This window comes from Neptuniibacter halophilus (assembly GCF_030295765.1).
Taxonomy (GTDB): domain Bacteria; phylum Pseudomonadota; class Gammaproteobacteria; order Pseudomonadales; family Balneatricaceae; genus Neptuniibacter; species Neptuniibacter halophilus.
The window spans coordinates 3,752,410-3,779,053 of sequence record NZ_AP027292.1 but is presented as its reverse complement, the minus strand read 5'-3'; the positions used below and the strand labels follow the sequence as shown (position 1 = coordinate 3,779,053).

The 26,644-nt window shown below is 53.5% G+C and carries 30 protein-coding genes and 3 tRNA genes; 23 read left to right on the top strand and 10 right to left on the bottom strand.

Features of this window, described 5'->3' with window-relative positions; genetic code table 11:
- Positions 1-81 precede the first annotated feature (81 nt).
- The 5 genes from QUD59_RS17635 to QUD59_RS17615 all read right to left on the bottom strand — a co-directional run bounded on the left by QUD59_RS17635 (position 82) and on the right by QUD59_RS17615 (position 2,203).
- Complete coding sequence (locus QUD59_RS17635; protein WP_286238581.1) at positions 82-393, bottom strand: TusE/DsrC/DsvC family sulfur relay protein; 312 nt, start codon at positions 391-393, stop codon at positions 82-84.
- A gap of 2 nt (positions 394-395) precedes the next feature.
- Entirely contained in the window at positions 396-692 is a 297-nt protein-coding gene (tusB, locus tag QUD59_RS17630) for a sulfurtransferase complex subunit TusB (protein WP_286238580.1), read from the bottom strand.
- A complete protein-coding gene (gene tusC / locus QUD59_RS17625) occupies positions 692-1,057 on the bottom strand; it encodes a sulfurtransferase complex subunit TusC (RefSeq protein WP_286238579.1) in 366 nt (121 codons plus the stop codon). The genes tusB and tusC overlap by 1 nt, the downstream gene beginning before the upstream one ends.
- 2 nt (positions 1,058-1,059) lie before the next feature.
- Positions 1,060-1,452 (bottom strand): sulfurtransferase complex subunit TusD, encoded by a 393-nt coding sequence (gene tusD / locus QUD59_RS17620; RefSeq protein WP_286238578.1) that lies wholly within the window; start codon positions 1,450-1,452, stop codon positions 1,060-1,062.
- 73 nt (positions 1,453-1,525) lie between these two features.
- Entirely contained in the window at positions 1,526-2,203 is a 678-nt protein-coding gene (locus QUD59_RS17615) for a Bax inhibitor-1/YccA family protein (RefSeq protein ID WP_350227787.1), read from the bottom strand.
- A gap of 131 nt (positions 2,204-2,334) precedes the next feature.
- On the opposite strand from QUD59_RS17615, the gene QUD59_RS17610 reads away from it, so the two are divergent.
- The 3 genes from QUD59_RS17610 (at position 2,335) to QUD59_RS17600 (ending at position 5,198) form a co-directional block, all read left to right on the top strand.
- Positions 2,335-3,072, top strand: coding sequence for a pseudouridine synthase (locus tag QUD59_RS17610; protein WP_286238577.1), 738 nt, complete (start codon positions 2,335-2,337; stop codon positions 3,070-3,072).
- 150 nt (positions 3,073-3,222) lie between these two features.
- Positions 3,223-3,975, top strand: coding sequence for a 5'-methylthioadenosine/S-adenosylhomocysteine nucleosidase (mtnN, locus tag QUD59_RS17605; RefSeq protein ID WP_286238576.1), 753 nt, complete (start codon positions 3,223-3,225; stop codon positions 3,973-3,975).
- Between the two features lie 44 nt (positions 3,976-4,019).
- The gene (locus QUD59_RS17600; protein ID WP_286238575.1) at positions 4,020-5,198 is read left to right on the top strand and encodes a pyridoxal-phosphate-dependent aminotransferase family protein; all 1,179 of its coding nucleotides are present in this window, start codon (positions 4,020-4,022) and stop codon (positions 5,196-5,198) included.
- 37 nt (positions 5,199-5,235) lie between these two features.
- Here QUD59_RS17600 and QUD59_RS17595 read toward each other — a convergent pair whose 3' ends face one another.
- A complete protein-coding gene (locus tag QUD59_RS17595; protein WP_286238574.1) occupies positions 5,236-5,727 on the bottom strand; it encodes a TlpA disulfide reductase family protein in 492 nt (163 codons plus the stop codon).
- Between the two features lie 156 nt (positions 5,728-5,883).
- Between QUD59_RS17595 and QUD59_RS17590 the strand changes: the two genes are divergently transcribed.
- The gene (locus QUD59_RS17590; protein ID WP_286238573.1) at positions 5,884-6,753 is read left to right on the top strand and encodes an NAD(P)-dependent oxidoreductase; all 870 of its coding nucleotides are present in this window, start codon (positions 5,884-5,886) and stop codon (positions 6,751-6,753) included.
- A 172-nt stretch (positions 6,754-6,925) separates the two neighbouring features.
- Complete coding sequence (locus QUD59_RS17585) at positions 6,926-7,057, top strand: hypothetical protein (RefSeq protein WP_286238572.1); 132 nt, start codon at positions 6,926-6,928, stop codon at positions 7,055-7,057.
- Between the two features lie 48 nt (positions 7,058-7,105).
- On the opposite strand, the gene QUD59_RS17580 is transcribed toward QUD59_RS17585, so the two are convergent.
- Positions 7,106-7,861 carry a DUF1853 family protein gene (locus QUD59_RS17580; RefSeq protein ID WP_286238571.1) on the bottom strand — a complete coding sequence of 252 codons (756 nt, stop codon included), beginning with the start codon at positions 7,859-7,861 and terminating at the stop codon, positions 7,106-7,108.
- A gap of 119 nt (positions 7,862-7,980) precedes the next feature.
- Between QUD59_RS17580 and QUD59_RS17575 the strand changes: the two genes are divergently transcribed.
- The 6 genes from QUD59_RS17575 to QUD59_RS17550 all read left to right on the top strand — a co-directional run bounded on the left by QUD59_RS17575 (position 7,981) and on the right by QUD59_RS17550 (position 11,048).
- On the top strand, positions 7,981-8,286 hold the full coding sequence (locus QUD59_RS17575; RefSeq protein WP_286238570.1) for an excinuclease ABC subunit C: 306 nt from the start codon (positions 7,981-7,983) through the stop codon (positions 8,284-8,286).
- Between the two features lie 84 nt (positions 8,287-8,370).
- Positions 8,371-10,131 (top strand): excinuclease ABC subunit UvrC, encoded by a 1,761-nt coding sequence (gene uvrC / locus QUD59_RS17570; RefSeq protein ID WP_286241056.1) that lies wholly within the window; start codon positions 8,371-8,373, stop codon positions 10,129-10,131.
- Positions 10,132-10,138: 7 nt separating this feature from the next.
- Positions 10,139-10,687 carry a CDP-diacylglycerol--glycerol-3-phosphate 3-phosphatidyltransferase gene (gene pgsA, locus QUD59_RS17565; RefSeq protein WP_286238569.1) on the top strand — a complete coding sequence of 183 codons (549 nt, stop codon included), beginning with the start codon at positions 10,139-10,141 and terminating at the stop codon, positions 10,685-10,687.
- A gap of 90 nt (positions 10,688-10,777) precedes the next feature.
- A tRNA-Gly gene (locus QUD59_RS17560) sits at positions 10,778-10,852 on the top strand.
- Between the two features lie 24 nt (positions 10,853-10,876).
- Positions 10,877-10,950: transfer RNA gene (locus QUD59_RS17555), tRNA-Cys, on the top strand.
- 10 nt (positions 10,951-10,960) lie between these two features.
- A tRNA-Leu gene (locus QUD59_RS17550) sits at positions 10,961-11,048 on the top strand.
- Between the two features lie 78 nt (positions 11,049-11,126).
- Here QUD59_RS17550 and QUD59_RS17545 read toward each other — a convergent pair.
- Entirely contained in the window at positions 11,127-11,651 is a 525-nt protein-coding gene (locus QUD59_RS17545) for a substrate-binding domain-containing protein (RefSeq protein WP_286238568.1), read from the bottom strand.
- Positions 11,629-12,402: a LysR substrate-binding domain-containing protein gene (locus tag QUD59_RS17540; RefSeq protein WP_286238567.1), complete on the bottom strand. Its 774-nt coding sequence runs from the start codon at positions 12,400-12,402 to the stop codon at positions 11,629-11,631. The genes QUD59_RS17545 and QUD59_RS17540 overlap by 23 nt, the downstream gene beginning before the upstream one ends.
- A gap of 169 nt (positions 12,403-12,571) precedes the next feature.
- Between QUD59_RS17540 and QUD59_RS17535 the strand changes: the two genes are divergently transcribed.
- Both QUD59_RS17535 and QUD59_RS17530 read left to right on the top strand, forming a co-directional pair.
- Positions 12,572-13,654 (top strand): alkene reductase, encoded by a 1,083-nt coding sequence (locus QUD59_RS17535; RefSeq protein WP_286238566.1) that lies wholly within the window; start codon positions 12,572-12,574, stop codon positions 13,652-13,654.
- A 43-nt stretch (positions 13,655-13,697) separates the two neighbouring features.
- Positions 13,698-14,021 carry a putative quinol monooxygenase gene (locus tag QUD59_RS17530; RefSeq protein ID WP_286238564.1) on the top strand — a complete coding sequence of 108 codons (324 nt, stop codon included), beginning with the start codon at positions 13,698-13,700 and terminating at the stop codon, positions 14,019-14,021.
- A gap of 57 nt (positions 14,022-14,078) precedes the next feature.
- On the opposite strand, the gene QUD59_RS17525 is transcribed toward QUD59_RS17530, so the two are convergent.
- Positions 14,079-14,282 (bottom strand): PaaI family thioesterase, encoded by a 204-nt coding sequence (locus QUD59_RS17525; RefSeq protein WP_286238563.1) that lies wholly within the window; start codon positions 14,280-14,282, stop codon positions 14,079-14,081.
- A gap of 273 nt (positions 14,283-14,555) precedes the next feature.
- On the opposite strand from QUD59_RS17525, the gene QUD59_RS17520 reads away from it, so the two are divergent.
- From QUD59_RS17520 to arsJ, 10 genes are all read left to right on the top strand, one after another.
- Positions 14,556-15,707: an efflux RND transporter periplasmic adaptor subunit gene (locus QUD59_RS17520; protein WP_286238561.1), complete on the top strand. Its 1,152-nt coding sequence runs from the start codon at positions 14,556-14,558 to the stop codon at positions 15,705-15,707.
- A gap of 15 nt (positions 15,708-15,722) precedes the next feature.
- Positions 15,723-18,893 carry an efflux RND transporter permease subunit gene (locus QUD59_RS17515; protein WP_286238560.1) on the top strand — a complete coding sequence of 1,057 codons (3,171 nt, stop codon included), beginning with the start codon at positions 15,723-15,725 and terminating at the stop codon, positions 18,891-18,893.
- On the top strand, positions 18,886-20,325 hold the full coding sequence (locus QUD59_RS17510; RefSeq protein WP_286238559.1) for a TolC family protein: 1,440 nt from the start codon (positions 18,886-18,888) through the stop codon (positions 20,323-20,325). Before QUD59_RS17515 ends, QUD59_RS17510 begins: the two co-directional genes overlap by 8 nt.
- A 277-nt stretch (positions 20,326-20,602) precedes the next feature.
- Entirely contained in the window at positions 20,603-21,370 is a 768-nt protein-coding gene (locus QUD59_RS17505; RefSeq protein WP_286238558.1) for a metalloregulator ArsR/SmtB family transcription factor, read from the top strand.
- Positions 21,371-21,380: 10 nt separating this feature from the next.
- The gene (arsH, locus tag QUD59_RS17500; RefSeq protein WP_286238557.1) at positions 21,381-22,115 is read left to right on the top strand and encodes an arsenical resistance protein ArsH; all 735 of its coding nucleotides are present in this window, start codon (positions 21,381-21,383) and stop codon (positions 22,113-22,115) included.
- Entirely contained in the window at positions 22,102-23,121 is a 1,020-nt protein-coding gene (gene arsB / locus QUD59_RS17495) for an ACR3 family arsenite efflux transporter (RefSeq protein WP_286238555.1), read from the top strand. The genes arsH and arsB overlap by 14 nt, the downstream gene beginning before the upstream one ends.
- Positions 23,122-23,124: 3 nt before the next feature.
- Positions 23,125-24,117 carry a permease gene (locus tag QUD59_RS17490; RefSeq protein WP_286238554.1) on the top strand — a complete coding sequence of 331 codons (993 nt, stop codon included), beginning with the start codon at positions 23,125-23,127 and terminating at the stop codon, positions 24,115-24,117.
- 32 nt (positions 24,118-24,149) lie between these two features.
- On the top strand, positions 24,150-24,383 hold the full coding sequence (locus QUD59_RS17485) for a thioredoxin family protein (RefSeq protein ID WP_286238553.1): 234 nt from the start codon (positions 24,150-24,152) through the stop codon (positions 24,381-24,383).
- Between the two features lie 27 nt (positions 24,384-24,410).
- Positions 24,411-25,412 (top strand): ArsJ-associated glyceraldehyde-3-phosphate dehydrogenase, encoded by a 1,002-nt coding sequence (locus tag QUD59_RS17480; RefSeq protein ID WP_286238552.1) that lies wholly within the window; start codon positions 24,411-24,413, stop codon positions 25,410-25,412.
- Positions 25,413-25,415: 3 nt separating this feature from the next.
- On the top strand, positions 25,416-26,639 hold the full coding sequence (gene arsJ, locus QUD59_RS17475; RefSeq protein WP_286238550.1) for an organoarsenical effux MFS transporter ArsJ: 1,224 nt from the start codon (positions 25,416-25,418) through the stop codon (positions 26,637-26,639).
- The last annotated feature ends 5 nt before the right edge of the window (positions 26,640-26,644 follow it).

Genomic DNA, 26,644 nt, shown 5'->3' with positions numbered 1-26,644 from the left:
ACCAGCTAGAGTATGGTTTAAACAAATGATTGCGTAATTTTTTTAATTATTTCAGCCAGATGGGCTGAACTATGATGTCTGTCAAAGGCAATTATCGGGTTTGGGTAAACCGGCAATTTTAGCAACGAGCTTGGCCGGGCTGCCCGGGAACAGTTTCATAAGGTAGATACTCTTACCTTTCTCCGGGCCTAATTTAATGGCAACAGCTTTCACCAGCGGGCGCATGGCGGGGGAGAGTTCGAATTGCTGATAGAAATCGCGGATCACCTCAATAATCTCCCAGTGTGCAGCGCTCAGCTCGATCCCTTCAGCGCTGGCGACCTGTTCTGCTACAGCCGGGCTCCAGTCTGCCAGATTGCGCAGGTAGCCCTCGTCGTCAAATGCTATACCCATGATTAAAACCAGCTCACGACTTTGGAGTGTTCGCAACTGAGGCGCACAAACATCCTGTCGTTGGCAGGCGTAAACTGCGCAGAGATCTGGCCTGTGAGGCCGCGGGCCTGGTAGTCAGCCTCGAGCGCAAACAGGGAGACATTCTCAGGAAGGTTGTTAAAGGCAGGCTGATAAGCAGGCAGTGCGTTGTACACGCCATCCTCAATCAGAAGCAGGGCATCACCCTGAGCCATGCTCTGCAGCATCCGTTGAATCAACGGTTGGTTTTCAGGCGATTTATTCAGCAGGTGTAGGGTCATCAGAAGGTCAAAACCGTGTCGTGTTTCTGGATCAATGAAGCGATCTGATCGGCATCGATCAGTTGAACCGGCAGGCACAGTTGCGCTTCGCTCAGGCCGTGTTGTTCGAAGTCTTCCCTGCAAACCAGTATCTGATCGATGTCATACATGGGTAAGGCACTGAGCATGGCCTCAAGCTTTTTCTGCTCAAGTGCCTCAGGGGACTGCCCCTGCAGTAACTGGAAAATGCCATCAGACAGAAACAGCAGGCTGACCGGCATTTCGAAAATTGAGCAGGTCAGGGCCACATCCAGCGATTCACGTGCAGCGCTGCTACCGTAGGGGGCGCTGCGATTAATAATCAGAACGGATTTATTCTCGCTCATCATCAGCCCCCAAACGTCACAACGCGGTCAGACAGCGCAATGGCTTCTGCCAGTTGTCCAAGACCGGAGAGCTCAAACCGGGGAGCCAGATTACCAGCGGGCTTTTCATAACGTTGCGCTTCCTGATCACTGAGTACGCCTCGCTTAACCGCCGCAGCAATGCAGACAACCAGATCCAGCTTGTGTTCTTTGGCCAGTGTCTGCCACTCTGCGGGAAGGTGGGTTTCATCCTGTGGTGGTGCTATTTGTGAGTTAGCAATCAGGGTGCCGTCCGCATAGAAGAAAACCCGAAACAGCTCGTGGCCTTCGCTGAGCAGTGCTCTGGCATAACGCAAGGCTGTAGAAGCTGCCTGCTGGCTGCAGGGGGATGACTGAACAATTAAGGAAAATTTCATAACCGGATACTGTAGAAATAAAAAGCCCCGCCATCTTAACAAAGAAAGCGGGGCTTGTTTAAGGGGCTGGCGATCAGTCGTCCATGATGCCAAGCATATTCAGCAGGCTGATAAAGATGTTGTAGATGGAGACATACAGTGTCACCGTCGCTGAGATGTAGTTAGTCTCACCGCCATTAACGATCTGCTGAGTAGTGAACATGATCGCTGCAGAGGAGAACAGGATAAACATCGCAGAGATAGCCAGTGTCAGTGCCGGCATCTGCAGGAAGATGTTGGCAATGACAGCCACGATCAGTACCACAAAGCCTGTCATCAGCATGCCCGCCAGGAAGGAGAGGTCGCGTTTAGTGGTCAGGGCATATGCAGAAGTAACGAAGAATGCCAGTGCTGTACCGCCCAGTGCGGTCATCACAATCTCGCTGCCTCCGCCGACAGTGGCGTAGTTAATGATCGGCCCCAGGGTGTAGCCCATAAAGCCTGTCAGCATAAATACGAACAGCAGGCCAAGACCGCTGTTGCGGTTTTTCTCGGTCAGATAGAGCAGGCCATAGAAGCCGACGATGGTGATCAGGAAGCCTGGATGGGGCAGTGCCATCACAGCAGCAACACCGGCGATCAGAGCGGACCATGCGAGGGTCAGACCAAGCAGGAAATAGGTGTTTCTCAGCACCTTGTTGGTCTGCAGCGCAGAGGCTCCGGACTGTGTTTGATATGTGTTGATGTTACGCATAGTGTCCTCGAAATTCATTTCCCTGTTGAGTTACCTTATATATAAGTATTTTGGTTGGTTTTTCAAGGTTCTTTACTTAGATTTGCGCAGGGGTAGAATCTGCGCTCCTGATTATCCAACTATTACCGGCTTTATACGGGATCCCCGCCATGACAGATCTGAATATTATCTATGAGGACGATCATCTGATCGCCATCAATAAGCCTTCCGGTCTGCTGGTGCATCCGAGCTGGCTTGCGCCACGGGGTACACCCAACCTCGCTTCGATGCTTAAAGAATACTTCGAAGGGGGAAGCCCGTACACAATACATCGTCTCGACCGGCCTACATCAGGGGTTATTTTATTTGGTAAAAACAAAGAGATAGCCAGAGATCTTAACCTTTTGTTTGAGCAGCGGGATGTCGCCAAAACGTATCTCTGCATGTGCCGTGGCTATGTTCCTGAAGCGGGGTGTATCGATTACCCGTTGCTGGAACAACTGGATAAAATTGCGGATAAACATGCCAGTCAGGATAAAGAGCCACAGTCAGCGGTATCGAATTACCGTTGCCTTGCTCAGGTCGAGATCGACATGCCGGTTGGACGTTATGAGCAATCCCGTTACTCGCTGGTCGAGGTGCGGCCGGAGACCGGCAGAAAGCACCAGATTCGCCGGCATATGAAGCATATCTTTCATCCGATTGCCGGCGACACCAAGCATGGCGATAACAAACATAACAAGGCCCTGCGGGCGCGTTACGATCTGGACAGGCTGATGTTGATGGCGACCGAATTGTCTTTCAGGCATCCGGCTACGGGCGAAACGATGCATTTTACCGCTCCGGTTGATGAGTACACACAGCAGTTGTTTTCTGAATTTGGCTGGCAGGGAAAGTATCCGCTCTGAGGCCTTATGTTTGCTGGCGAAGCCGGAGAGGAAAAAAACGGCATATTAACCAATAATCTATACTCGGAGCGCTAGGTTTTTAACCGGAGCTGTGCTCTAATCGCGCTTTAATTTAAACCCCCATTACCTGGCAGGTGGTAGCTAAGTTAGATGAGCACTGAACAGACCCTGGCGGATCTGCTGAAGCAGAAAAGCGGTGATATACGTATCGGCATTATCGGTGCGATGGATGAAGAGATTGAGCTGCTGAAGTCCTCTCTTCAGGATCGGGAAGACCATGAAATTGCGGGTTACCACCTGTTTACCGGTACCCTCCATGGTAAAGATATTGTTCTGCTCAAATCCGGCATTGGTAAAGTGAATGCAGCGATTGGCACAACCATTCTGCTGCAGGTCTTCAAGCCGGACTGCATTATCAATACGGGGTCTGCCGGCGGTTTTGATCCTTCACTTCAGGTGGGTGATATTGTTATCTCCTCGGAAGTGCGTCATCACGATGTTGATCTGACTGTTTTCGGTTATGAATATGGCCAGGTACCACGTCAGCCGGCTGCGTTTTCCCCGGACCCTACGCTGGCAGAGATTGCGGAACGCTGCATTGCCCGTATGGAAGGTATGCAGACCACACGCGGTCTGATCTGTACCGGCGATCAGTTTATGAATGATCCGGCGCGTACTGAGCGTAAACGTAAGCTGTTTCCGCAGATGAAAGCGGTTGAGATGGAAGCGGCGGCGATTGCTCAGACCTGTACCCAGTTTAAAACCCCGTTTATTGTGATTCGTGCACTGTCTGACATTGCCGGTCAGGAATCCGGTATCTCTTTTGATCAGTTCCTGGTCACCGCTGCTAGACATTCGGCTGAAATGATCATAGCGATGATTGCCGAGTTAGCAGCCAACTGATACAAATAGGGCCTTTATAACTACCTGAGCGTAAAGGCCTTATAATGACAACCTCTTTCCACCCGCCCCAGCGGACGCTGATGGGCCCGGGCCCCTCCGATGTGAGTCCACGTGTACTGGCTGCTATGGCGCGGCCCACCATCGGCCACCTTGATCCTGAATTCATCCGGATGATGGATGAACTTAAAGGCATGCTGAAAAGCCTGTTCAAAACCGACAACGAACTCACGCTACCGGTTTCCGCACCGGGTTCTGCCGGAATGGAAGCGTGCTTTGTTAACCTGGTTGAGCCGGGTGACAAGGTGATTGTCTGCCAGAACGGCGTTTTCGGTGGTCGGATGAAAGAGAATGTTGAGCGCTTCGGTGGCGAATGCATTTTGTTGCAGGATGACTGGGGTAAGCCGGTTGATCCTGAGAAAGTAAAAGCAGCCTTTGCCGAACATGATGATGTTAAGGTGCTGGCTTTTGTTCACGCCGAAACGTCGACCGGTGTGCGTTCCGATGCCCGCACTTTATGCCAGATTGCCAAGGAAAACGGTGCCCTGACGATTGTCGATGCGGTTACCTCACTGGGTGGTATTGAGGTTGATGTCGATGGCTGGGGAATCGATGCGATCTATTCTGGTACCCAGAAGTGTCTGTCCTGCCCACCGGGTATCTCGCCGGTCAGCTTCAGCCCTCGGGCAGTTGAAGCCGTGAAAAACCGGAAAACGCCGGTGCCGAGCTGGTTTCTGGATAAGAATCTGGTCATGGGTTACTGGGGAGGCGGCGGTAAACGTGCCTACCACCATACGGCTCCGGTTAATTCCCTTTACGCTTTGCATGAAGCTTTGGTAATGGTTGAGGAAGAAGGGCTGGAAAATGCCTGGGCCCGTCATCAGAAGCTGCATCTGGCACTGCGCGCAGGGCTGGAAGCGATGGGGATCGGCTTTCTGGTTGATGAAGAGAGCCGTCTGCCACAGCTCAACTCCGTTATGATTCCTGAAGGTGTCGATGATGCTCAGGTGCGCACTGCGCTCCTGCAGAACTACAATCTGGAGATCGGCGCAGGGCTTGGTGATCTGGCAGGTAAAGTATGGCGCATCGGCCTCATGGGCAGCGCCTGCACTCAGCGTAACGTCATGCTGTGTCTGGATGCACTGGAGAACACACTGAGCGCGATGCAGGCACCGATCAATACCGGTGTGGCAGCACAGGCAGCAGCGGCTGTTCTGGCTGAATAAACGCTCGCCGATCCGAGGCCAGAGCGCTGACTCTGGCCTATCTGCGGATCAGTGCCTTAATGCCTGCAACGGCTGAGGGCTGATCCCACTCTCTGACCCCCATGATGGTTTCTACCAGATTACCCTCCTGATCATAGAGCAATGTCATCGGCAAACCGCGAACCTTGAAGGTTTTAAAAGAGTCATTGTCCGGATCAAGCAGCACAGGAAAACTGAGTTGCGTTTCCAGTTGCTGCAGGAAGTCTGTGACAGACTGGCTGTCTTCACCCATATTGATCGCAACGATTTCAAATGGCTGATCCGCTAACTGCGTTTTCAGACGCTGCATAGAGGGCATCTCTTTGATACAGGGCGGACACCAGGTTGCCCAGAAATTCAGCAGTATCACTTTGCCTTTGTATTGCGCCAGCGAAACAGGGGTGTTGGTCAGATCGGAATAACTGAGCTGATACAGGTTGGCGGGTGCGGCGTGCAGGGGAGGTGTCAGCAGCAAAAGGCTCAGCAAACACAGACGAAGTATATGATTCATATCAGCTCCATAAAATGTGATACAGGAGTCAGCACGGTTTGTTGGCAACTGAGCTGGATCATAACAGTATCCCGTAACCGGGCCTATTAGGGAATTATCAGGATGATCCTATATACTCACTGCCATCCAATAATAATTAACCAGTGAAGGATTATTATGAAAGTCGCATTTATTGGTCTGGGTGTTATGGGTTACCCAATGGCAGGACACCTGTCGAAGGCCGGCCATGAGGTCAAAGTCTATAACCGCACGGCTACCAAAGCGGAAGCCTGGGTAGATGATTACAAGGGCAGTTACGCACTGACCCCGGCAGCAGCAGCCGAAGGTGCCGAGATTGTTTTTACCTGTGTCGGTAATGATGATGATCTGCGCGAAGTCACCTGCACAGAGCAGGGCGTGCTGGCTGGCATGCAGGCAGGTTCTATTCTGGTTGACCACACCACCGCATCGGCTGAAATCGCCCGTGAGCTGGCTGAGCGCGCCGCTGAGCAGGGTGTCGGTTTTCTTGATGCGCCGGTATCCGGCGGTCAGGCCGGTGCTGAGAATGGCGTACTCAGCGTAATGGTTGGCGGCGATGCGCGAATCTTTGAAAAGGCTGAAGCTGTGATGGATTGTTATTCCAAATCGATCCGTTTGCTGGGGGATGCCGGTTCCGGGCAGTTAGCTAAGATGGTTAATCAGATCTGTATCGCCGGTCTGGTACAGGGTCTGGCTGAGGGTGTGCATTTTGCCAAGCGTGCCGGTCTGGATGCGGAGCAGGTATTTGACGTGATCCAGCACGGTGCTGCAGGCTCATGGCAGATGGTCAACCGCCATCAGACCATGATTGCCGACGAGTTTGATTTTGGTTTTGCGGTGGACTGGATGCGCAAAGATCTGAATATCGTCCTCGAAGAGGCACGTAAAAACGGCGCGAAATTGCCCGTAACTGCATTGGTGGATCAGTTCTATGCAGATGTGCAGTCTCAGGGGGGCGGGCGTTTTGATACATCCAGCCTGCTGAAACGGCTTGAGCCAGGAAAATAACCTATAACCATGTGAAATGCATGGTTTATATGCACCTCAGGTGGATAGACAGGGAAGTCTATCTCGATATAATGTGCGGCAATAAAAGGGACCCAGGAACAGCTCCTCTGAGAAATTATGAGACTGGTTCGCCGATCCCTGAACATTACTAAAAAAATCTGAGGACAGTTCTATGGATAAATACAGCATGATCTCTGCTGCACCGAGCCTGGTAATCGTGGCTGCCATGATTATTGGTACTTTTGTTGCCGTTGGCGCCCTGAAAAAGGTTATCGCAAAAGACGCTCAGGCTGCTGAAAAGTAAGCTGAACATCTGCCGGGTTCCGATTTTCGGTAACCCGGCTACCTCTCCCTACCAGTCATCCGACACCACGAAACCACGATCTGATTCTTCACCTGCCTGATTAAAACGCGCCACCAGTTGCGGCCCTTTCGCTGCAGATAAATAATCCTTCAGCTCCGCAAAGCTGAGCAGAGTGCGATAATCGGCGGTGAGCCAGTCTGGCTTCTGCATAATGCTGTACGCGCAAGCGGTGTTTATCCGTTCCAGTTTACTGAATCTCAGCCACCAGCCTCTGAGGTGCTGAGGGTTAATATCAGCATGCAGTTCCGGCATCGTCTGTTGCCATTCGGAGTAGGGGTGAAACAGATAACCCTGCAGCAATAATGCCCGTACCTCGGGATCAATCTGGTACTGACGACAACTGGCGATTCCGGCCCCGGTGGTCGACAGTGGCAGTTGATGCTCCAGCATGCGATGCCACTTTATATCCAGCCGGTCCTTTTTTCCGGGGCCAATAAAATGGCTGAGCTGGCTGCCATCGCCCACCCTCAGATAGAACTTAATCGCGCATTCGAGATGAAAATGCTGGCCATTGATCACGCCGATAAAGTCAAACTCGCCGAGCGTTATTTTGTTCTCAAGCACTTTTATATTTCTATATATATCAATTGGTTGAGAAGAGCTTTTAATAATTTCTTCAACAAGGTTTTCGTAATAGATACCGAGCCGCCGGTGATAGGAGGTTTGGCTATTAATGCCCGTGGGGTCGGGTGAAAAAGCAGTTTTCAACCAGTCAGATGATTCAACTCCGGCAGGGGGCAGCATCAAGGGCGGGGCTGATAAAATCCAGTCGGGGTCTTGTATCATATCAATTAGCTAGTTACATGAAGGCGGTTAATGCTTAAAGTATGGAGCAAAATTATTTAAGGCGTAAGAGGGGATTTATGAGCCGTATCAGTGATAATCAGTTGCCGTTGAATGAGCAGAATCGTGATGTGCTGTTGTCTGAATCAGATATCAACACCATTCTGGTTAACGGTGCCCAGATCTCTCTGACCAAACTTCGGCGTGCCAGAAATGTTGACGCACAGCTTTGCTACTACGCAGAGATTGGCGTTTATCTGGAAGTTTCACTCTCCCGTGGTGCCGGCATTACAGAGGAAACCATGGCCGCGCTGGAAGAGATCCATCGAATCGCCACGCATGAGTATATGGACAATCGTAAGTTGAGCGCCGTTACAGAAGATTAAGCAGTGACCGATCCGCAAGAACACACGCTTTTTGATGCTAAATCCTTTCTCAAGCAGTTAACCCGGCGCCCCGGTGTTTACCAGATGTATGACGCTGTGGGAGCGCTGCTTTATATAGGCAAAGCGAAAAACCTGAAAAACCGGGTTAGCAGTTATTTCCGCAGTTCCGGGTTGAGTATTAAAACCCAGGCGCTGGTCAGCAAGATTGCTGATATACAGGTTACGGTAACTAACAGTGAAACTGAGGCGCTGCTGCTGGAGCAGAACCTGATCAAGCAATACCGGCCTCCGTATAACATTCTGCTGCGTGACGATAAGTCTTACCCCTATATTTTTATCTCTTCAAAAGAGCAGTATCCGGCGGTTCAGTTCAGCCGTGGGGCTAAGCGTAAACAGGGGAAATACTTCGGCCCTTTCCCCAGTGGCGGGGCTGTACGCGACAGCCTTAACCTTTTGCAGAAGATATTCCGAATCCGTCAGTGTGAAGAGAGCTTCTTTAAAAATCGCTCCCGGCCTTGTCTGCAGTATCAGATAAAACGCTGCACTGCGCCCTGCGTAGAAGCGATCAGTCCGGAAGAGTATCAGCAGGATATCCGCCATGCGTCCATGTTTCTCGAAGGTAAGAACAAGGCGGTTATGGATGAGATCGCTTCACAGATGGAATCTGCTTCGCAGGCCCTTAATTTTGAACAGGCGGCGTTACTCCGGGATCAATTAATCAGCCTGCAGAAAGTGCAGGAACAGCAGTACGTCTCCGGTATGCAGGGCGATGCGGATGTGATTGGCTGTGCGCTTCAGCCCGGCGGGGTGTGTCTGCATATGCTGTTTGTCCGCGGTGGCCGCATTATCGGCAGTAAAGTGCACCACCCGAAAGTATCGGTCGAAGAGAGTGAAACCGAAGTGATTTCGGCGTTCATTGCCCAGTGGTATTTAGGGTCTCAACGGGAGATACCTGCCTACGTGATTACTCCGCAACCGCTCGACGATCAGGATTGTCTTGAAGAAGCACTGGTCAGCCAGCGCGGTAAAAAGGTTACTCTGACCTCGAATGTCAGGGGTGAGCGTGCCGGCTGGCAGCGGTTGGCGCAAACCAATGCCGAACAGCAACTGGGCAGTTTTCTGGCCAACAAGAAGAATATCTACAATCGCTATCTGGAGCTTCAGGACCTGCTGGGGCTGGATGAAGTACCGCAGCGTCTCGAATGTTTTGATATCAGTCACAGCTCGGGAGAAGCGACCGTAGCATCCTGCGTTGTGTTTGATCGAAATGGCCCGCTGAAATCGGATTACCGTCACTTCAACATTGAAGGGATCACCCCGGGTGATGACTATGCCGCCATGCATCAGGCACTAATGCGACGTTACACCCGACTGAAAAAAGGCGAGGGCAAGTTGCCTGATATACTGCTGATCGATGGTGGTAAAGGTCAGGTCACTCAGGCAATGGAAGTTCTTGATGAGTTACAGATAAGCGATGTGCTGGTGATTGGTGTGGCGAAAGGCCCGACCCGAAAAGCGGGCTTTGAGGTGTTAATCTCAGGTGACAGTGGTGAGGAAACCGTGCTTGAGAGCGACTCTGCGGCGCTGCATCTGGTTCAGCATATTCGCGACGAAGCCCACCGGTTTGCGATTACCGGGCATCGGGCCCGACGCGGTAAAGCGCGCAAGCGCTCAGTTCTGGAAGATATACCCAAGGTAGGCCCGAAGCGGCGTCGAGAGCTGTTGCGTCACTTTGGCGGGATTCAGGAGATTGAGCGCGCCAGTATTGAAGAAATCGCAAAAGTCTCTACCATAAGCCAGACTATCGCCGAAGAGATCTATGCGGCGCTTCACCCGGATGTATAAAGGCACGATGAAAATACCAAATATACTCACTTCACTCCGCATCGTTCTGATACCGGTGTTTGTTCTTGTTTACTATTTGCCATACAACTGGGCACCGTTGGCGACGGGGTGCGTGTTCGCCGTTGCAGGTTTTACCGACTGGCTGGATGGTTATCTGGCCCGACGTCTGAATCAGAGTTCACCCTTTGGTGCATTTCTTGATCCGGTCGCTGACAAACTGATGGTGGCAATTTCGCTGGCATTGCTGGTGGAAAGTTATGAAACTGCCTGGATTACGATTCCTGCGGTCGTCATCATCGGGCGTGAGATTGTGATCTCTGCATTGCGTGAGTGGATGGCCGAGTTAGGGCAGCGGGCAAGTGTGGCCGTTTCCTATATAGGTAAGGTCAAAACCGCGCTGCAGATGCTCGCGATCATGCTGATGATTGTGTCCGAGCCGTTCTCGCAGATCTCCTGGGCAGGTATTGTCGCGTTGTACCTGGCAGCTCTGCTGACAATATGGTCTATGTTTCAGTACCTTAGAGCTGCCTGGCCTGCCTTATCTGAAGAGATGTAAGTGGTTAATAATTAAGCAAAAATTTTTTTGATTACAGTGTTGACATATATCCGGGGGTCTCTATAATACGCACCACTTGCTACGGCAGATGCGGGAATAGCTCAGTGGTAGAGCACAACCTTGCCAAGGTTGGGGTCGCGAGTTCGAACCTCGTTTCCCGCTCCAAATCTGAAAAGCAAGATCTAATGAGGCGCGGTGGCAGAGTGGTCATGCAGCGGACTGCAACTCCGTGTACGCCGGTTCGATTCCGACCCGCGCCTCCATTTCTACTTCGCCCGGGTGGTGAAATTGGTAGACACAGGAGACTTAAAATCTCCCGCTCATCGCGAGCGTACCGGTTCGATTCCGGTCTCGGGCACCATTTTCAGCCTCTCAGCAGGTTACCAGTCTTTAAGTTACTCCATTCTGATTATTTCTTTTTTCACAATTTGATTCCCTTTTATCTGGGCGCATTTGCAGCGGCCTGCCTGAAACATTCAGCAAGTGGCTTGAGAAATTCACGGTCTATATCTTCTGCATGAATCAGGTTGATGCTCAGCAGATTATCCTGAGGTAAGCCGGGTACAGACTGTGTGCTCTGAGGAATACCGTGGAGTGATGATTCCGGCAGCAGAGAGACCGCCAGACCACTTATTACCGCGTCCCGCAAGTTATTCAGCTCAGGGCTGGTCAGCACCGTCGTGAAATGACGCCCGGATTGGTTCAGATCACGCAGGCAGCACGCCTGCATAATGCAATCTCCGTCAAACAGTGCCAGAGGCAACGGCTGATCTTTATCGATAGTCAGGCTGGGTGACGCAGCCCATATCATTCGCTCGCTCCACAGCGTCTCTTCATTCGTAAAGGCAGGTTCGCCGGTTACTACAGCAATATCCAACTGACCATCCTGAATCAGCTTTCGTAACTCGCGGCTGCGTCCACAGTTTACCTGTGGTGCGATTTCAGGAAAATTCTGTTTCAGCAACGGGATAAAATGTAACCAGCTTCAGGCGGGGGCCAATGTAGTCAAGAAAAGCGCTGATCCGGCTCGACAGGCTGGTATTGCGGTAATAAACCGCGTGCACCAGTTCCCGGTTGTTAGGGCTGACGACATGCGCATCCATGACGTTAATCAGTCGGCCATTGCGCAGATCCTCATCAATCATAAATCGTGATAACAGCGCGAGCCCTTCACCGGCGATACATAATTGTCGAACCGTTTCACCGCTACTGCTACTCAGCCGTGGGTGCAGACTCATCTGGCTTGAGAGCGGCCAGCGGTTAAGATGGGGTGCATCAGCAAAACCAATGATCTGGTGATCGGACAGATCGTCCGGCTCGCCGGGGGTACCGTGCTGTTCGAGATAGTCTGCAGAGGCGACGATATGCAGAGGGCTGCGCCCCAGAAAGCGTGCGTGCAGGTTAGAGTCCTGTAAGGGGCCGATGCGGATAGCAAGATCAGTTTTACGCTGAATCAGATCGATAATATTCTCACTGGCGACCAGTTCCAGCTCTATTTGCGGGTATAACTGCCTGAATCCGGCCACCAGCGGAACCAGTTGATGCAGAATAAAAGGGGTCGCCGCATCTACCCGCAGGCGGCCTGAGGGTGCCGCTTTCAGCGTCCGGATATTTTCTTCAGCAGACGCCAGTTGATGTAAGCCAAGGCGGGCTTGTTCGCTGAACAGGCGGCCCTCTTCGGTGATTGAGTATAAAGAACAGCGAAAAGCGTTCAAGTACGTTATTGAATTAAGCTGAGCGACTGGCTTTAACTTTTCTTCATAACCGTATCAAAGCCGGAGCTACTACCATCCTGAATGGCATTTTGTTGAAATAGCGTTCAATATCAGCAAAGCCATGGTATCCGGCTTGCTTTAAGAACCGTCATTATTTGTGAGGAATGACATGACCGATCTTTTTTCTCCTGTACAGCTCGGTGCAGTAAACCTGAACAATCGCGTACTCATGGCACCGTTGACCCGTTGTCGTGCAGATGCTGAGCATGTTCCCACCGAACTGATGGCTGAGCATTACGCGCAGCGCGCTTCTGCCGGCCTGATCATCGCAGAAGCGACCATGGCGATGGAGGGCTGTTCTGCCTTCTGGCGGGAGCCTGGCATTTACTCTGAAGCGCAGGTAGCCGGCTGGAAAAGGGTCACCGACGCTGTGCACGCTAAAGGTGGCAAAATCTTCCTGCAGATCTGGCATGGCGGGCGGGCCTGCCATCCATCACTCAACGACGGGCGTGTGCCGGTTGCACCGTCGGCGCTGGCTATTACAAACGATGAAGTGCATACCCCGGAAGGTAAACAGGCTTATACCGTTCCGCGGGAGCTTCAGGATAGTGAGATTCCGGCCATCATTGAAGGTTTCCGGGTCGCCGCCGAAAACGCGAAACGTGCCGGATTTGATGGTGTCGAGGTCCATGGCGCCAACGGTTACCTGCTGGATGAGTTTCTGCGTGATGGTGCTAACCGACGCTCAGGGCCTTATGGCGGCACTGTTGAGAACCGGGCACGTCTGTTGCTGGAAGTGATCGAAGCGGTTGCAGGTGTCTGGGGCGATGACCGGGTGGGTGTTCGCCTGTCGCCACTGAACAGCTTCAACAGCATGGAAGACAGTGATCCCGTTGGTCTGGTGACCTGGCTGGCCAAGCGCCTGAATGACTACAATCTTGCGTACCTGCACCTGATGCGCGCAGATTTTCTCGGTGAACAGCAGGCAGATGTTATCTCTCCGGTCAGGGCGAATTACTTTGGTAATCTGATTCTGAATATGGGCTACAGCGGAACAGAAGCGGAAGTAACTGTGAACTCAGGTGTGGCCGATGCGATTGCATTCGGCGTGCCATTTATTGCTAATCCTGACCTGCCAGAACGTCTTCGTGAAGGCGCCGAACTGAATGAAGCCGATCCTGCTACCTTCTATTCTAAGGGGGCAAAGGGTTATACCGACTATCCGTTTCTGGCCGAACTGGCTGAAGCCTGATCAGAGTAGTGGGGGGGGATACCCCCATTGTCTGGAGAACACAATGATTCATGTCATTGCTACGATTGAAGCAACCGATGGGCAGCGAGACGCTGTGCTGCAGGCGCTGTTCAACGTGCGTTCTGACGTATTCAAAGAGCCCGGCTGTTATGCTTACGAGCCCCTCATTGATACCCCTGAAGGGCTACCCAGGCAGGTAGAGTATCGTCAGGATGTGATTACCCTTATAGAACAGTGGGAGTCCGTTGCGGATCTTGAATCCCACCTCAATACCCCGCATATGCGGGCATATCATCAGGCGGTGGGTGAATGGATCTCCGATGTCAAATTGCAGATCCTGAACGCGCCTGAAGTAACGGTTGGCTAAGCGCCAATATCCTCCTGAGTCGAAGCCCTGCCGGCAATCTCCGGCAGGGTTATCTGGTTAAGCGTTGGCTGAAGGGATCTCGTAGGTGCCTACCGCATGGGCAACCGGCTCATCGCGCCCGTCTGAATGCAGAAAAACCTCGCCGACGATTAATGACCTGCCCACCTTAAGTAGTTTGCAGCGCGCCATCAGATCCCGCTGTGCATCAGGCTTGCTTAAAAAATTAAAATTCAGGCTGGTGATTACCGCCAGTGTGACCATTCCCGTTTCATGGAGAATAGCGGTATAAAGTGCCGCATCGGCAAGCCCTCGTTTTCCGTGGCGGCCGGGCCTCTGCAGGGGGCCAGTCTTGACCTTTGATACCACTGTATTGCACGTGCCAATGCCGCATGGTTACAAAGGTTTTAATCAGCTTTCAACTTATTGTTTTAACCAATGTAACCGTTACCGGTCTACAAGCACTGTTCTGCTTGCCTGATACTTGCGTCTGACAATCCCCTTCGACCCTTTACAGGCCACACTGGAGTGAGAACTATGCAACTTCGCTTACTGTCCTCTGTTTTATTTGCTGTTGTACTGGCTGGTTGTACTGCCGAGGCAGACCCGTCCAGCACGTCGGCCCCGCCGGCCCAGCCGGTAGATGTAGCACCGGTGCTGTATGCACAGTACAGCCCGGAATATACCTTTACCACCCGACTGGAATCACCACAGCAGGTTGCATTACGGCCGCGTGTGTCGGGTGTCATTGAATCAGTTGAGTTTCGTGAGGGCAGCCACGTTAAACGCGGCGACCTGCTGTTCCGCATTGATGCGCGGCCCTTTGCTGCCGAAGTGGCACGGCTGGAAGCTGAGCTGAATCGTGCCCAGGCGGCGTTGCGTCAGGCCCGTTCCGAAGCGCAGCGTGCGAAACGCCTGCAGGGACGCAATGCGATGTCTGCTGAGCAGGCTGAATCGCGTCTCTCCGTTGCCAGCCAGCGTCTGGCTGAGCTGGGCTCGGTTAAAGCCGCGCTGGAAGCTGCCCGGTTGAATCTGGAATTTACTCAAGTCCGGGCACCGATCGACGGGCAGGTATCTAATGCATTTATTACCGCAGGTAATAACGTGCAGGCCGGGCAGAGTGTACTGACCTCGCTGGTAGCTACCGACCGGCTGTATGCCTACTTTGATGTCGATGAACGCACCTGGAACGCTTCCTTTGCCGCAGTCAAGATGAACAGCGAGACAGAGGCGCAGTTGAGCCTTGCCGGCAACCATGATCAGAAATATCACGGGGTGATCGACTTTATCGATAACCGGATTAACGAACAGACCGGTACCCTGCGCGTGCGTGCCGTTTTAGCTTCTGCAGATGCAGGTCTGAGACCCGGTGCGTTTGCCCGTATTCAGCTTAAAGCAGAGGCCAGCCAGCCGAAGATCGTGGTACCTGACCGGGCGGTAGGAACGGATCTTAAAAGCCGCTTTGTCCTGATCGTTAACGACAGCAATGTGCTGGAATACCGCCGGGTTGAACTGGGCCGTCGTGAAGGCGCTCTGCGTATCGTTGAATCCGGGCTGGAGCCGGGCGAGCGCATTGCGGTGAATGGACCGGCACGGGTTGGCCCCGGCATGCCGGTGGCACCGCGTGATGTAAAAATTGAAGCACAGGATCTGACACTGGTTGCACAGTTGTCAAAACCTTCAGCATAAACGGAAACAGCACACATGAAATTCAGTCATTTCTTTATCAGCCGGCCCATCTTTGCGGCCATGCTGTCTTTGCTGATACTGGTCGGGGGCAGTATCTCGCTGTTTCAGTTACCGGTCAGCGAGTACCCGGAAGTGGTGCCACCGACAGTGGTGGTGACGGCTAATTATCCGGGCGCCAATCCGAAGGTCATTGCTGAAACCGTTGCCTCGCCGCTGGAGCAGGAGATGAACGGCATTGAAAACATGCTGTATATGTTCTCACAGGCAACCACCGACGGGCGGATGACTCTGACACTGACCTTCGCGCTGGGTACCGATCTCGACCGGGCTCAGGTTCAGGTGCAGAACCGCGTAACCAGTGCGCTACCACGGCTGCCGCAGGAGGTTCAGCGGCTCGGTGTAGTCGCCGAGAAATCGTCGCCAAACCTGACCATGGTGGTTCATCTGTTCTCCCCGGAGGGGGATCGTGAGATCAGCTACCTGTCTAACTACGCCGATATTTATATTAAAGATCAGCTTGCACGCCTGCCGGGTGTGGGTGATGTGCAGCTTTTCGGCGGTGGCAAATACTCCATGCGTCTGTGGCTGGACCCGGATGCACTGGCGGCGCGTAATCTGGTGCCCGGTGATGTGGTTGCTGCGGTACGTGAACAGAACCAGCAGGTGGCTGCGGGTAGTCTTGGCGCTCAGCCGGTCAGCCTCGACAGCGAATTTCAGGTGCTGCTGAACGTGAAGGGCCGTCTGGAAAGTACCGAAGAGTTTGAGAACATTGTTGTTCAGGTTGATGAGAGCGGTGCGATTACCCGGCTGCGTGATGTGGCCCGCATCGATCTGGGGCAGGATACCTATTCACTGCGGGCGTTGCTGAACGGGCAGACCGCCGTGGCGATCCCGATTTTCCAGCGTCCGGGTGCTAACGCGATCGAGCTTTCTGATCAGGTCCGCACCACGATGGATGATCTGGCGCAGCAGTTCCCGGACGGTGTTGAATACAAAATTGCCTATGACCCGACGGTATTTGTCCGGGGCTCAATTGATGCGGTGATTCATACGCTGCTTGAAGCGATTGTGCTGGTTGTGATTGTGGTGATTCTGTTCCTGCAGACATGGCGCGCTTCGATTATTCCTCTGATTGCAGTACCGGTATCGCTGATCGGTACCTTTGCCGTGATGCAGTGGCTCGGTGTATCGATTAATACCCTGTCGCTATTTGGGCTGGTTCTGGCGATCGGCATCGTGGTAGACGACGCTATCGTGGTCGTGGAAAACGTAGAACGTAACATCGCCAACGGACTTTCACCGGTTGCGGCAACCCGTCAGGCCATGACTGAAGTAACCGGCCCGATTATTGCGATTGCGCTGGTACTGTGTGCGGTCTTTATTCCGACAGCCTTTATTCAGGGCCTGAGTGGCCAGTTTTATAAGCAGTTCGCGTTAACGATTACGATCTCTACGCTGATCTCAGCGTTTAACTCTCTGACGCTGTCTCCGGCGCTGTCGGCACTGTTGTTGCGCGGACATGATGCAAAACCGGATCTGCTGACCCGGGGGATGAATGCACTGTTTGGTCGCTGGTTATTTGAACCGTTCAACCGCCTGTTTGAGCGCAGTGGCCGGATGTATGAAAAAGGCGTTAAGAAGCTGATTCGTCTCAGTGTTGTCGTCGGTGTTGTTTATCTGGGCCTGCTGGGTGGAACCATTAAACTGTTTGATGCAGTGCCGGGTGGTTTTATTCCACTGCAGGATAAGCAATATCTGGTGGCGGTGGCGCAGTTGCCGGATGCTTCCAGCCTGGACCGTACTGAATCAGTAGTACGTGAGATGGAAAAAATCGCGCTGCAGACCAAGGGTGTGATGCAGACGGTTTCGTTCCCCGGCCTGTCGGTTAACGGTTTTACCAACAGCTCTAACAGCGGCATCGTGTTTGTAACACTGGAAGATTTCGCTGAACGTGGTGCCCCTGCGCTGTCGGCCAATGCGATTGCCGGTCAGCTTAACGGGCGCTTTGCGGCGATTGATGAAGCCTTTGTTGCGGTATTCCCGCCACCTCCGATTCTGGGGTTGGGTACAACCGGCGGCTTCAAACTGCAGATTGAAGACCGTGGCAGCCTTGGATTTGAGGCGCTGTTTGAGAACCTGCAGAAGGTGCTGAATGCTGCGCGACAGGATCCGGCGCTGACCGGGCTCTATTCGAGCTTCCGTATTCAGGTGCCACAGATGGATATCGAGGTCGATCGCGAACAGGCTATGTTACAGGGAATTCCTCTGGAGCAGGTTTTCGAAACCCTGCAGATCTATCTGGGGTCTCTTTATGTCAACGACTTCAACCTGTTCGGTAAGACCTATCAGGTGAATGCACAGGCCGACGCCGGCTTCCGTGTTGATCCTGAGCAGATATTGCGTCTGAAAGTGCGTAATGCTGCGGGTGATATGGTTCCGCTGGGTTCGGTGCTGACGGTAGAACCGGCAATAGGGCCCGATCGTGTGATGCATTACAACGGTTACCCGAGTGCCGAGTTAAATGGTAATCCGGCGCCGGGGTACAGCTCCGATCAGGCTCAGGCAGCCATCGAGCGAATCCTGCAGCAGGAGCTGGATAAGGGTATGGCCTTTGAATGGACTGAAGTGACCTATCAGCAGATTCTGGCGGGTAACACCATGGTGTATATCTTCCCGCTGGTGGTCTTGCTGGTGTTTATGGTGCTGGCTGCACAGTATGAGAGCCTGACTCTGCCTCTGGCCATCATCCTGATCGTACCGATGACCATTCTGTCGGCACTGGCAGGTATCTGGCTGATGGACGGAGATAATAATATCTTCACCCGGATTGCGCTGATCGTACTGGTGGCTCTGGCCTGTAAGAACGCGATACTGATGGTTGAGTTCGCACGGGACAGCCGTCATCAGGGGGCATCGCGTCTGGATGCGATTCTCGAAGCCTGTCGCCTGCGATTGCGCCCGATTCTGATGACCTCCATTGCCTTTACCGCCGGTGTTGTACCACTGGTACTGGCCAGTGGCGCGGGTGCAGAGATGCGTCAGGCCATGGGTGTGGCGGTCTTTTCCGGGATGATCGGGGTGACCCTGTTTGGCCTGCTGTTCACGCCGGTGTTCTATATGGCCATGACGGCACTGGAGCGACGTAAACAAGAAACACAGCAGACTGTGGAGGCAAGCCATGACTAAGTTGCATTTATCGCGGACGGTTGTGCGTCCTGTGTCGGTGATGGCGGCGGCAATCTGGCTGGCGGGCTGTGCAATCACAGCTCAGCATGCACCTCTGCCTGCGCCCGATGCCCGGGCCCTGCAGCAGGTCACCGGCAGTGTCGCTGCTCAGGCGACGGAAACCCGGAACGGGGATCGCTGGTGGCAGGATTTCTCAGATCCGCAACTGGCAGCGCTGGTCAATCAGGCGCTTGCAAACAACCATGATCTGTCAGCAACGGCGCTGCGACTGGAAGCAGAACTGGCCCGCTTGCAGGTCAGTCGCGATCAGCGTCGCCCGCAGGGTGGGGTATCCGGCTCACTGGAAATGTCCCGGCAACAGGGCAGTAGTGGATTGGAGGTCAGCCGTCAGGAACGTGCTGCCGCAGGGCTGGCAGCCGAGTGGCAGTTGGATCTGTTTGGCCGGATCAGTGCGCGTATCCGTCAGGCTCAGGCCAGCGTTGAAAATCAGCAGGCTCTGCGTGCGCAGAGTCTGGCTGATGTGGTCAGCGGGGTGGTGGATACCTACATCCGCTTAATGGGTACCGAAGAGCAACTCACTCTGCTCAATAAGCAGTTGCAGTTACTCAACCAGAGTGTAAGTGTGCTGCAGTTGCGCGTTGATGAAGGGCTGTCAACACCGTTGGAACTCAGCCGTACTCAGGCATTGCTGTTTGAGTATCGGGCGCGAAAACCTGATCTGGATGTACTGCGCACCCAATATCAGGAAGCGCTGGCGACTTTGACCGGACAAACCCTGACAGAACTGCAAGCCGGGGTACAGATCCCGCAGCTTTACCCGGAACAGGCGCTGCAGTTGCAAATCAGAGAACCGGAACGAGCCTTGCGTCAGGCCCCTGAGGTACGTCTCGCAGAAGCACGTGTGGCGGATGCTGTAGCACTGTCTGACGAAGCGCAGGCTTCGCTCTATCCGGATATCAGTGTCAGTGGCGTGCTGGGTTGGCTGAGTGCCTCCAGTCTGAATCTGACCGATGCCCGGGAGCAGATTGCCATACAGCCACGGCTTAACTGGTCGCTGTTTAATCTATCGGCGTTACGCGCCAATCTGGAAGCCCGTAGCCTTGAAGAGCAGGCGGTTGTCGCCGAGTATGAACAAACCTGGCTCAACCTGCTGAACCGGGCAGATGGTGCGATTCTTGACTGGCAGGCCTATCAGGTTCGCCTGGCCGAGCTGGAGCAACGTCAGGCTTACGCCCGCGATGCTTATGAGCAGGCCCGGTCCCGTTATGAGGAGGGGATTATTCCCTATCTGGATTATCTGGACGCCCAGCGCGATCTGTTGAACTCTGAGGCAGATCTGGTGACTGCCAGAACCCGTAAGCTCGAAGCGTATACCCGCTTGCAGCGTGTGTTCTCCGGCACCTGGGTGTCCGGCCTGACAGCCGACGCCTGATCTCCCGAGCCGCCCCGGCACTCTGTCGTGGGCGGCGCTCTGTCAATGCGGGTTTGTTCAACCCGGGCCAGTGCCGGGCTTTGCTGTTGTTACCTTCCTCTGATTGTTATCTTCCTCGTTTATTGCCTTCCTCTGTAGTTACCTTCTTGCCTGACAGGCATCCTTGATGAGCGCTACCTCTTTTATCTGAACTCTTTTATCTGAAAAATTGCATATGTGGAATATTGCATATGCTTTTTTTCGAATGTAACATGCGTGCAGATTCTGGAGGAATGCTATGAAAAAAGTCTTATTCGTCTGCACCGCTAATTCAGCCCGGTCACAGATGGCTGAAGCGCTGCTGCGTCACCTCGGGGGTGATCAGTTCAGGGTCTTCAGTGCCGGTACCGCACCGACAGAAATTGATCCCCGCACACTCGATGCCCTTGAAAGCTTTGGCCTTGAAACTGAAGGGCTGCAGGCTAAATCGGTAGAGAGCCTTCAGGAGAAAGCATTTGATTATGTGATCAGCCTTTGTGACAAAGCGCATCAGGAGTGCCGTTTCTGGCCCGATAGCGGGGTGGTGATCGCCTGGGATTTTCCTGATCCGGTAACCAGTGATGACCCTAAAGCGTTTCAGCGAACCCTGCAGGAGATAAGCGAACGCCTGCGTCTGTTTGTGCTGGTTAACAGTAAGAGCATCGATACTGAAGTCAAAAATCTGCAACCGGTCGAATTTTACAAAGCGCTGGCGGATGAAACCCGTCTGCTGAGCCTGCTGCTGATCGAGCGTGAAGGCGAACTCTGTGTCTGTGAGCTGATGGAAGCGCTGGCTATGCCGCAGACCAAGATCTCGCGTCACCTGAGCCAGTTACGCAAGGCCGGATTGCTACTGGACCGCAGGCAGGGGCAATGGGTGTTTTATCGTATGCATCCGTTACTTAATGACTGGATGAAACAGGTACTTTCGAGCACGCTGGTGCACTCTGCAACATTGCTGCAGGCGCCTCTTTCACGGCTGCATAGCATGGAAGGGCGTCCGCAATGTTTACCGGTCGCGGAGTGAGGAGAGCGCAATGAACGACCTGCCCAATATTCATGCTGAGCATTTGCATCTCCCTGACATGGAATCCCTGTTGCAGAAAGGCGAAGCGCGTCCGCCACGCATATTGCTTCTTTATGGTTCGTTGCGTGAACGCTCATTCAGCCGACTGGTAACCGAAGAAGCTGCCCGGTTACTGCAGGCACTGGGGGCTGAAACCCATATCTTTAACCCCAGTGGTTTACCTTTACCCGATCAGGAGGATGAGGATCATCCCAAAGTGCGCCAACTGCGCGAGTGGGTGCAGTGGTGTGACGGCATGGTCTGGTGTTCTCCGGAGCGACACGGTGCAATGACTGCGGTAATGAAAGCGCAGATTGACTGGATTCCGCTGAGTATGGGCGCGGTTCGTCCGACGCAGGGTAAAACCCTCGGCCTGATACAGATCAGCGGGGGCTCACAGAGTTTTAACACGTTGAATCAGATGCGCGTGCTCGGCCGCTGGATGCGGATGATCACGATCCCCAACCAGTCCTCGGTGGCCAAGGCCTACCTCGAGTTTGATGATCAGGATCGGATGAAGCCTTCATCTTATTACGACCGGATAGTCGATGTGATGGAGGAGCTGATGAAGTTTACTCTGCTGACCCGCGGTTGTGGTGACTATCTGACCCAGCGTTATTCGGAGCGGGTCGAAAGTGCAGAACAACTCTCAGCACGGGTAAATCAACGTTCCATCCAGGAGAGTCGGAACAATGGGAATTTTTGAACGTTATCTGAGTGTCTGGGTGGCGCTCTGTATTATCACCGGCGTGGTGCTGGGCAATATCTGGCCGGCGCTGTTTTCTGCGGTGGCCTCTCTGGAAGTGGCCCACGTTAATCTGGTGGTGGCGCTGTTCATATGGGTGATGATCTATCCGATGATGGTGCAGATTGATTTCGGTGCGATCAGAGATGTTGGCAAAAAGCCGGCAGGCCTGATGCTGACACTGGTGGTTAACTGGTTGATCAAGCCTTTTTCGATGGCGGCACTGGGGGTGTTGTTTTTCCGTGGGGTCTTCGCCGACTGGGTAGACCCGCAAACCGCGACTGAATATATCGCCGGGATGATTCTGCTTGGGGTTGCCCCCTGTACTGCCATGGTGTTCGTCTGGAGTCAGTTAACCAAAGGCGACCCTAACTACACGCTGGTTCAGGTGTCGATCAATGACCTGATTATGATCTTTGCTTTTGCGCCGATCGCTGCCTTCCTGTTAGGGGTGACGGATATTCACGTACCCTGGGAAACGCTGCTCATCTCGGTTGTACTCTATGTTGTATTGCCACTGGTGGCGGGGGCCTGGACACGTCACCGGCTTGAGCGCCAGTCTGATGGTCAGCGGCTGCAGGCCTTTCTGCATTCGCTGAAACCCTGGTCGGTGCTGGGCTTGCTGGCAACGGTGGTTCTGCTGTTTGGTTTTCAGGCAGAAACCATTATCCGCCAGCCACAGGCGATTCTGCTGATCGCGGTGCCATTGCTGATCCAGACTTACGGTATTTTCGCGCTCTCCTATGCGGCAGCTTACTGGCTCAGATTGCCGCATAACGTGGCAGCACCGGCGTGCATGATCGGTACCTCGAACTTCTTTGAGCTGGCCGTGGCTGTTGCCATTTCACTGTTTGGTCTGCACTCCGGTGCGGCACTGGCGACTGTGGTCGGGGTACTCGTGGAAGTGCCGGTGATGTTGTCTCTGGTGGCCATTGCCAACCGTACCCGCCATTGGTTTGCAGGTTAGCGTATGTTTGAGATCTTTACGGTTTTTGCCGACTGGCTGATTTACCAGATTATGGGGTTGAACCCGGACACCAAACTGGGTGATTCGCTGCACTTTTTTGTGGAGGATGTCAGCAAAATCTACGTCCTGCTGTTGTTGATGATCTACCTCATTGCGCTGGTCAGGGCTTCGCTGAATGTTGAGCGGGTACGTGATTTTCTTGCCGGGCGTAACCGGGGCCTGGGTTATCTTCTTGGTTCAGGATTTGGGGCGATTACGCCTTTTTGTTCCTGCTCGAGCATTCCTGTTTTTCTCGGTTTTACCTCGGCCGGTATTCCGGTAGGGATTACCATGGCGTTCCTCCTGACCTCGCCGCTGATCAATGAGGTCGCGGTATTACTGCTGCTGAGTCTGCTGGGATGGAAGTTTACATTGTTATATGTGGTGGTGGGTATGGCTGTGGGCGTGCTGGGCGGTATTTTCCTCGATCAGATCCGTGCCGAGCGCTGGTTGCAATCTTTCGCCCGCAAAGCGCTTGAGCGGGGCAAGCAGCAGGCGGCAACAGCGAATGCCACTGCTCCGGTCAGCCTGTCTTTTAAGGAGCGGCATCAGTTTGCCAGAACTGAAACTCTGGAAATCTTCGGGCGGGTCTGGAAATGGGTGATCATCGGTGTTGGTCTGGGGGCCGTTTTACATGGCTTTGTCCCGGATGGCTGGATTGAACAGCACCTCGGAGAGGGGCAATGGTGGTCGGTACCGGCTGCCGTTGCACTGGGAATACCGCTCTATTCCAATGCAACGGGTGTGATTCCGGTAATGGAGAGCCTTATCGTCAATGGCTTGCCCATTGGTACCACACTGGCGTTCTGCATGAGTACCGTGGCAGCGAGTTTTCCTGAGTTTATTCTGCTTAAACAGGTGATGCAGTGGCGTCTTCTGGCAACGCTGTTCGCGTTGCTGTTGGCAGCTTTTACTCTGGTCGGATGGATCTTTAACGTGCTGACCCCCTTTATCTGAAGGCCAGCCGCAAACGTTAACAAGGTGAGTGTATGAAACAGATTAAAGTGTTGGGCAGTGGTTGCAGTAAGTGCCTTAAAACGGCTGAAGTTATCAGCAAAGTCGCCTCTGAAGTGGGGGTTGATGTGAATGTGATTAAAGAAACGAACCCCGAAGCAATTATGAACTACGGCGTAATGAGCACACCGGCGGTCGTGATTGATGAGCAGCTTATGCACAGTGGCAGTATTCCGAATCAGGATGCGATCCGCGCTTGGTTATCTTGAAGATCTCAGCAGAGACAGGACAATCTCATGACAAAAATTAAGGTAGGAATCAACGGCTTCGGTCGTATGGGGCGACTGACTTTTCGTGCGGCCTGGGGTCAGAGCGAAATTGAGTTTGTACATATTAATGATCCGGCAGGGGACGCCGCAACGCTGGCACATCTGCTGAACTTTGATTCGGTACATGGCCGCTGGAGCGAAGAAGCGCAGGCTGAGGGTAACGCACTGCAGATTGGTGATAAACGAATCACCACCAGCCAGAACAAAGCCATAGACGATACGGACTGGTCCGGTTGTGATCTGGTGATTGAAGCTTCCGGCAAGATGAAAAGCAAAGCGGTACTGGAGGCCTATCTGGCGCAGGGCGTTAAGCGGGTGGTGGTTACGGCACCGGTCAAAGAGGAGGGGGTGCTGAATGTGGTGATGGGGGTGAATGATCACCTGTACGTTGCTGAACAGCATCCGATTGTTACCGCCGCTTCCTGCACCACTAACTGTCTCGCTCCGGTAGTGAAAGTGCTGCATGAAAAGCTCGGCATTGTGCATGGTTCAATGACGACTATTCACGATATCACCAATACCCAGACAATTCTGGATGCGCCGCATAAAGACCTGCGTCGCGCCCGTGCCTGTGGCATGAGCCTGATCCCGACAACCACCGGTTCGGCCACGGCCATTACGCATATTTTCCCCGAACTCAAGGGTAAACTGAACGGGCACGCGATCCGGGTTCCGCTGGCGAATGCCTCTATTACCGACTGTGTTTTTGAAGTAGCTCGGGATACCAGTGCCGCTGAGGTTAATCAGTTACTTCGGCAGGCTGCGGAAGGGGAGTTGCAGGGCATTCTCGGCTACGAGGAGCGTCCGCTGGTGTCTATCGACTACAAAACCGATCCGCGCTCGAGCATTATCGATGCCCTGTCGACGATGGTCGTCAACGGCACTCAGGTGAAAATATATGCCTGGTACGATAACGAGTGGGGTTACGCTAACCGTACTGCAGAACTGGTACTGAAGGTGGGCAGATAAGGTATGTTGATGCAGCTTTCACCAGCGATTCGCCAGTATCTGGTGGTTACGGGTAACTATTGGGCCTTTACCCTGACGGACGGTGCCCTGCGCATGCTGGTGGTGCTGCATTTCCATGGACTGGGTTATTCGCCTCTGGATATCGCCCTGTTATTTCTGTTTTATGAGATTTTCGGGGTGATCACCAACCTGATCGGCGGCTGGCTGGGGGCTCGCTGGGGGCTGAATCGCACGATGAATATCGGCCTCGCACTGCAGGTAGCAGCGCTGGCTATGCTGCTGGTGCCCGCAAGCTGGCTCAGCGTCCCCTGGGTGATGGCTGCTCAGGCCTTATCAGGCATCGCCAAAGATCTGAATAAAATGAGCGCTAAAAGCTCAATTAAGCTGCTGGTACCTGAAGATGCGGCAGGACGCCTGTATAAGTGGGTGGCGATCCTGACCGGTTCTAAGAACGCCCTCAAAGGAGTCGGGTTCTTTCTTGGCGGGCTGTTATTGATGTTGCTGGGCTTTCAGGGTGCGGTAGCCGCTATGGCGGCAGTGTTAGCACTGGTGTTTGTGCTCAGTCTGGTGCTGTTGCGGGCGGATCTGGGACGGGCAAAAAATAAGCCTAAGTTCCGCGATATTTTCTCGAAAAGCGAAGCGATTAATATACTCTCCGCCGCGCGGATGTTTCTGTTCGGGGCGCGGGATGTCTGGTTTGTCGTGGCCTTGCCGGTATTTCTGTCGCAATCATTAGGCTGGAACCATAGTCAGACCGGCGGGTTTCTTGCCGTATGGGTGATCGGCTACGGGATGGTACAGGCGCTGGCGCCACGTATTACCGGACGGCAGGCAGGCCATCTGCCAGATGGTCGCAGCGCGACACTCTGGGTGGCGCTGCTGAGCCTGATACCCGGATTTATCGCATTTGGGTTGCTGCAGGGTTGGAATCCGGCAACGGTGCTGGTCAGCGGATTACTGGTGTTCGGAGCGCTGTTTGCGATCAATTCTTCACTGCACAGCTTTCTGATTGTGCACTATGCGGGCAGTGACGGGGTCTCGCTGGATGTTGGTTTTTACTATATGTCCAATGCCATGGGGCGCCTGATCGGCACGCTGTTATCCGGGTGGATATTTCAGATAGCCGGGCAGGGCAGTGAAGGCCTGCAGGCCTGTCTCTGGCTGTCGACGCTGTTCCTGCTGCTGACAACAGTTATTTCGCTGAAGCTGCCCCGCGGGGCAGCCTGATCTGT

Bases quoted from the DNA above. Each gene is read 5' to 3' on its own strand.
- QUD59_RS17485 (WP_286238553.1), top strand. From the start codon at position 24,150: ATGAAACAGATTAAAGTGTTGGGCAGTGGTTGCAGTAAGTGCCTTAAA.
- QUD59_RS17590 (WP_286238573.1), top strand. From the start codon at position 5,884: ATGAAAGTCGCATTTATTGGTCTGGGTGTTATGGGTTACCCAATGGCA.
- QUD59_RS17585 (WP_286238572.1), top strand. From the start codon at position 6,926: ATGGATAAATACAGCATGATCTCTGCTGCACCGAGCCTGGTAATCGTG.
- QUD59_RS17535 (WP_286238566.1), top strand. From the start codon at position 12,572: ATGACCGATCTTTTTTCTCCTGTACAGCTCGGTGCAGTAAACCTGAAC.
- tusC (WP_286238579.1), bottom strand. From the start codon at position 1,057: ATGAGCGAGAATAAATCCGTTCTGATTATTAATCGCAGCGCCCCCTAC.
- QUD59_RS17595 (WP_286238574.1), bottom strand. From the start codon at position 5,727: ATGAATCATATACTTCGTCTGTGTTTGCTGAGCCTTTTGCTGCTGACA.
- QUD59_RS17520 (WP_286238561.1), top strand. From the start codon at position 14,556: ATGCAACTTCGCTTACTGTCCTCTGTTTTATTTGCTGTTGTACTGGCT.
- QUD59_RS17600 (WP_286238575.1), top strand. From the start codon at position 4,020: ATGACAACCTCTTTCCACCCGCCCCAGCGGACGCTGATGGGCCCGGGC.
- QUD59_RS17515 (WP_286238560.1), top strand. From the start codon at position 15,723: ATGAAATTCAGTCATTTCTTTATCAGCCGGCCCATCTTTGCGGCCATG.
- QUD59_RS17610 (WP_286238577.1), top strand. From the start codon at position 2,335: ATGACAGATCTGAATATTATCTATGAGGACGATCATCTGATCGCCATC.
- QUD59_RS17575 (WP_286238570.1), top strand. From the start codon at position 7,981: ATGAGCCGTATCAGTGATAATCAGTTGCCGTTGAATGAGCAGAATCGT.
- QUD59_RS17480 (WP_286238552.1), top strand. From the start codon at position 24,411: ATGACAAAAATTAAGGTAGGAATCAACGGCTTCGGTCGTATGGGGCGA.
- arsJ (WP_286238550.1), top strand. From the start codon at position 25,416: ATGTTGATGCAGCTTTCACCAGCGATTCGCCAGTATCTGGTGGTTACG.
- arsH (WP_286238557.1), top strand. From the start codon at position 21,381: ATGAACGACCTGCCCAATATTCATGCTGAGCATTTGCATCTCCCTGAC.
- mtnN (WP_286238576.1), top strand. From the start codon at position 3,223: ATGAGCACTGAACAGACCCTGGCGGATCTGCTGAAGCAGAAAAGCGGT.
- pgsA (WP_286238569.1), top strand. From the start codon at position 10,139: ATGAAAATACCAAATATACTCACTTCACTCCGCATCGTTCTGATACCG.
- uvrC (WP_286241056.1), top strand. From the start codon at position 8,371: ATGTATGACGCTGTGGGAGCGCTGCTTTATATAGGCAAAGCGAAAAAC.
- QUD59_RS17510 (WP_286238559.1), top strand. From the start codon at position 18,886: ATGACTAAGTTGCATTTATCGCGGACGGTTGTGCGTCCTGTGTCGGTG.
- QUD59_RS17635 (WP_286238581.1), bottom strand. From the start codon at position 393: ATGGGTATAGCATTTGACGACGAGGGCTACCTGCGCAATCTGGCAGAC.
- QUD59_RS17580 (WP_286238571.1), bottom strand. From the start codon at position 7,861: ATGCTGCCCCCTGCCGGAGTTGAATCATCTGACTGGTTGAAAACTGCT.
- QUD59_RS17615 (WP_350227787.1), bottom strand. From the start codon at position 2,203: ATGAATTTCGAGGACACTATGCGTAACATCAACACATATCAAACACAG.
- QUD59_RS17530 (WP_286238564.1), top strand. From the start codon at position 13,698: ATGATTCATGTCATTGCTACGATTGAAGCAACCGATGGGCAGCGAGAC.
- QUD59_RS17525 (WP_286238563.1), bottom strand. From the start codon at position 14,282: ATGGTCACACTGGCGGTAATCACCAGCCTGAATTTTAATTTTTTAAGC.
- tusD (WP_286238578.1), bottom strand. From the start codon at position 1,452: ATGAAATTTTCCTTAATTGTTCAGTCATCCCCCTGCAGCCAGCAGGCA.
- tusB (WP_286238580.1), bottom strand. From the start codon at position 692: ATGACCCTACACCTGCTGAATAAATCGCCTGAAAACCAACCGTTGATT.
- arsB (WP_286238555.1), top strand. From the start codon at position 22,102: ATGGGAATTTTTGAACGTTATCTGAGTGTCTGGGTGGCGCTCTGTATT.
- QUD59_RS17505 (WP_286238558.1), top strand. From the start codon at position 20,603: ATGAAAAAAGTCTTATTCGTCTGCACCGCTAATTCAGCCCGGTCACAG.
- QUD59_RS17490 (WP_286238554.1), top strand. From the start codon at position 23,125: ATGTTTGAGATCTTTACGGTTTTTGCCGACTGGCTGATTTACCAGATT.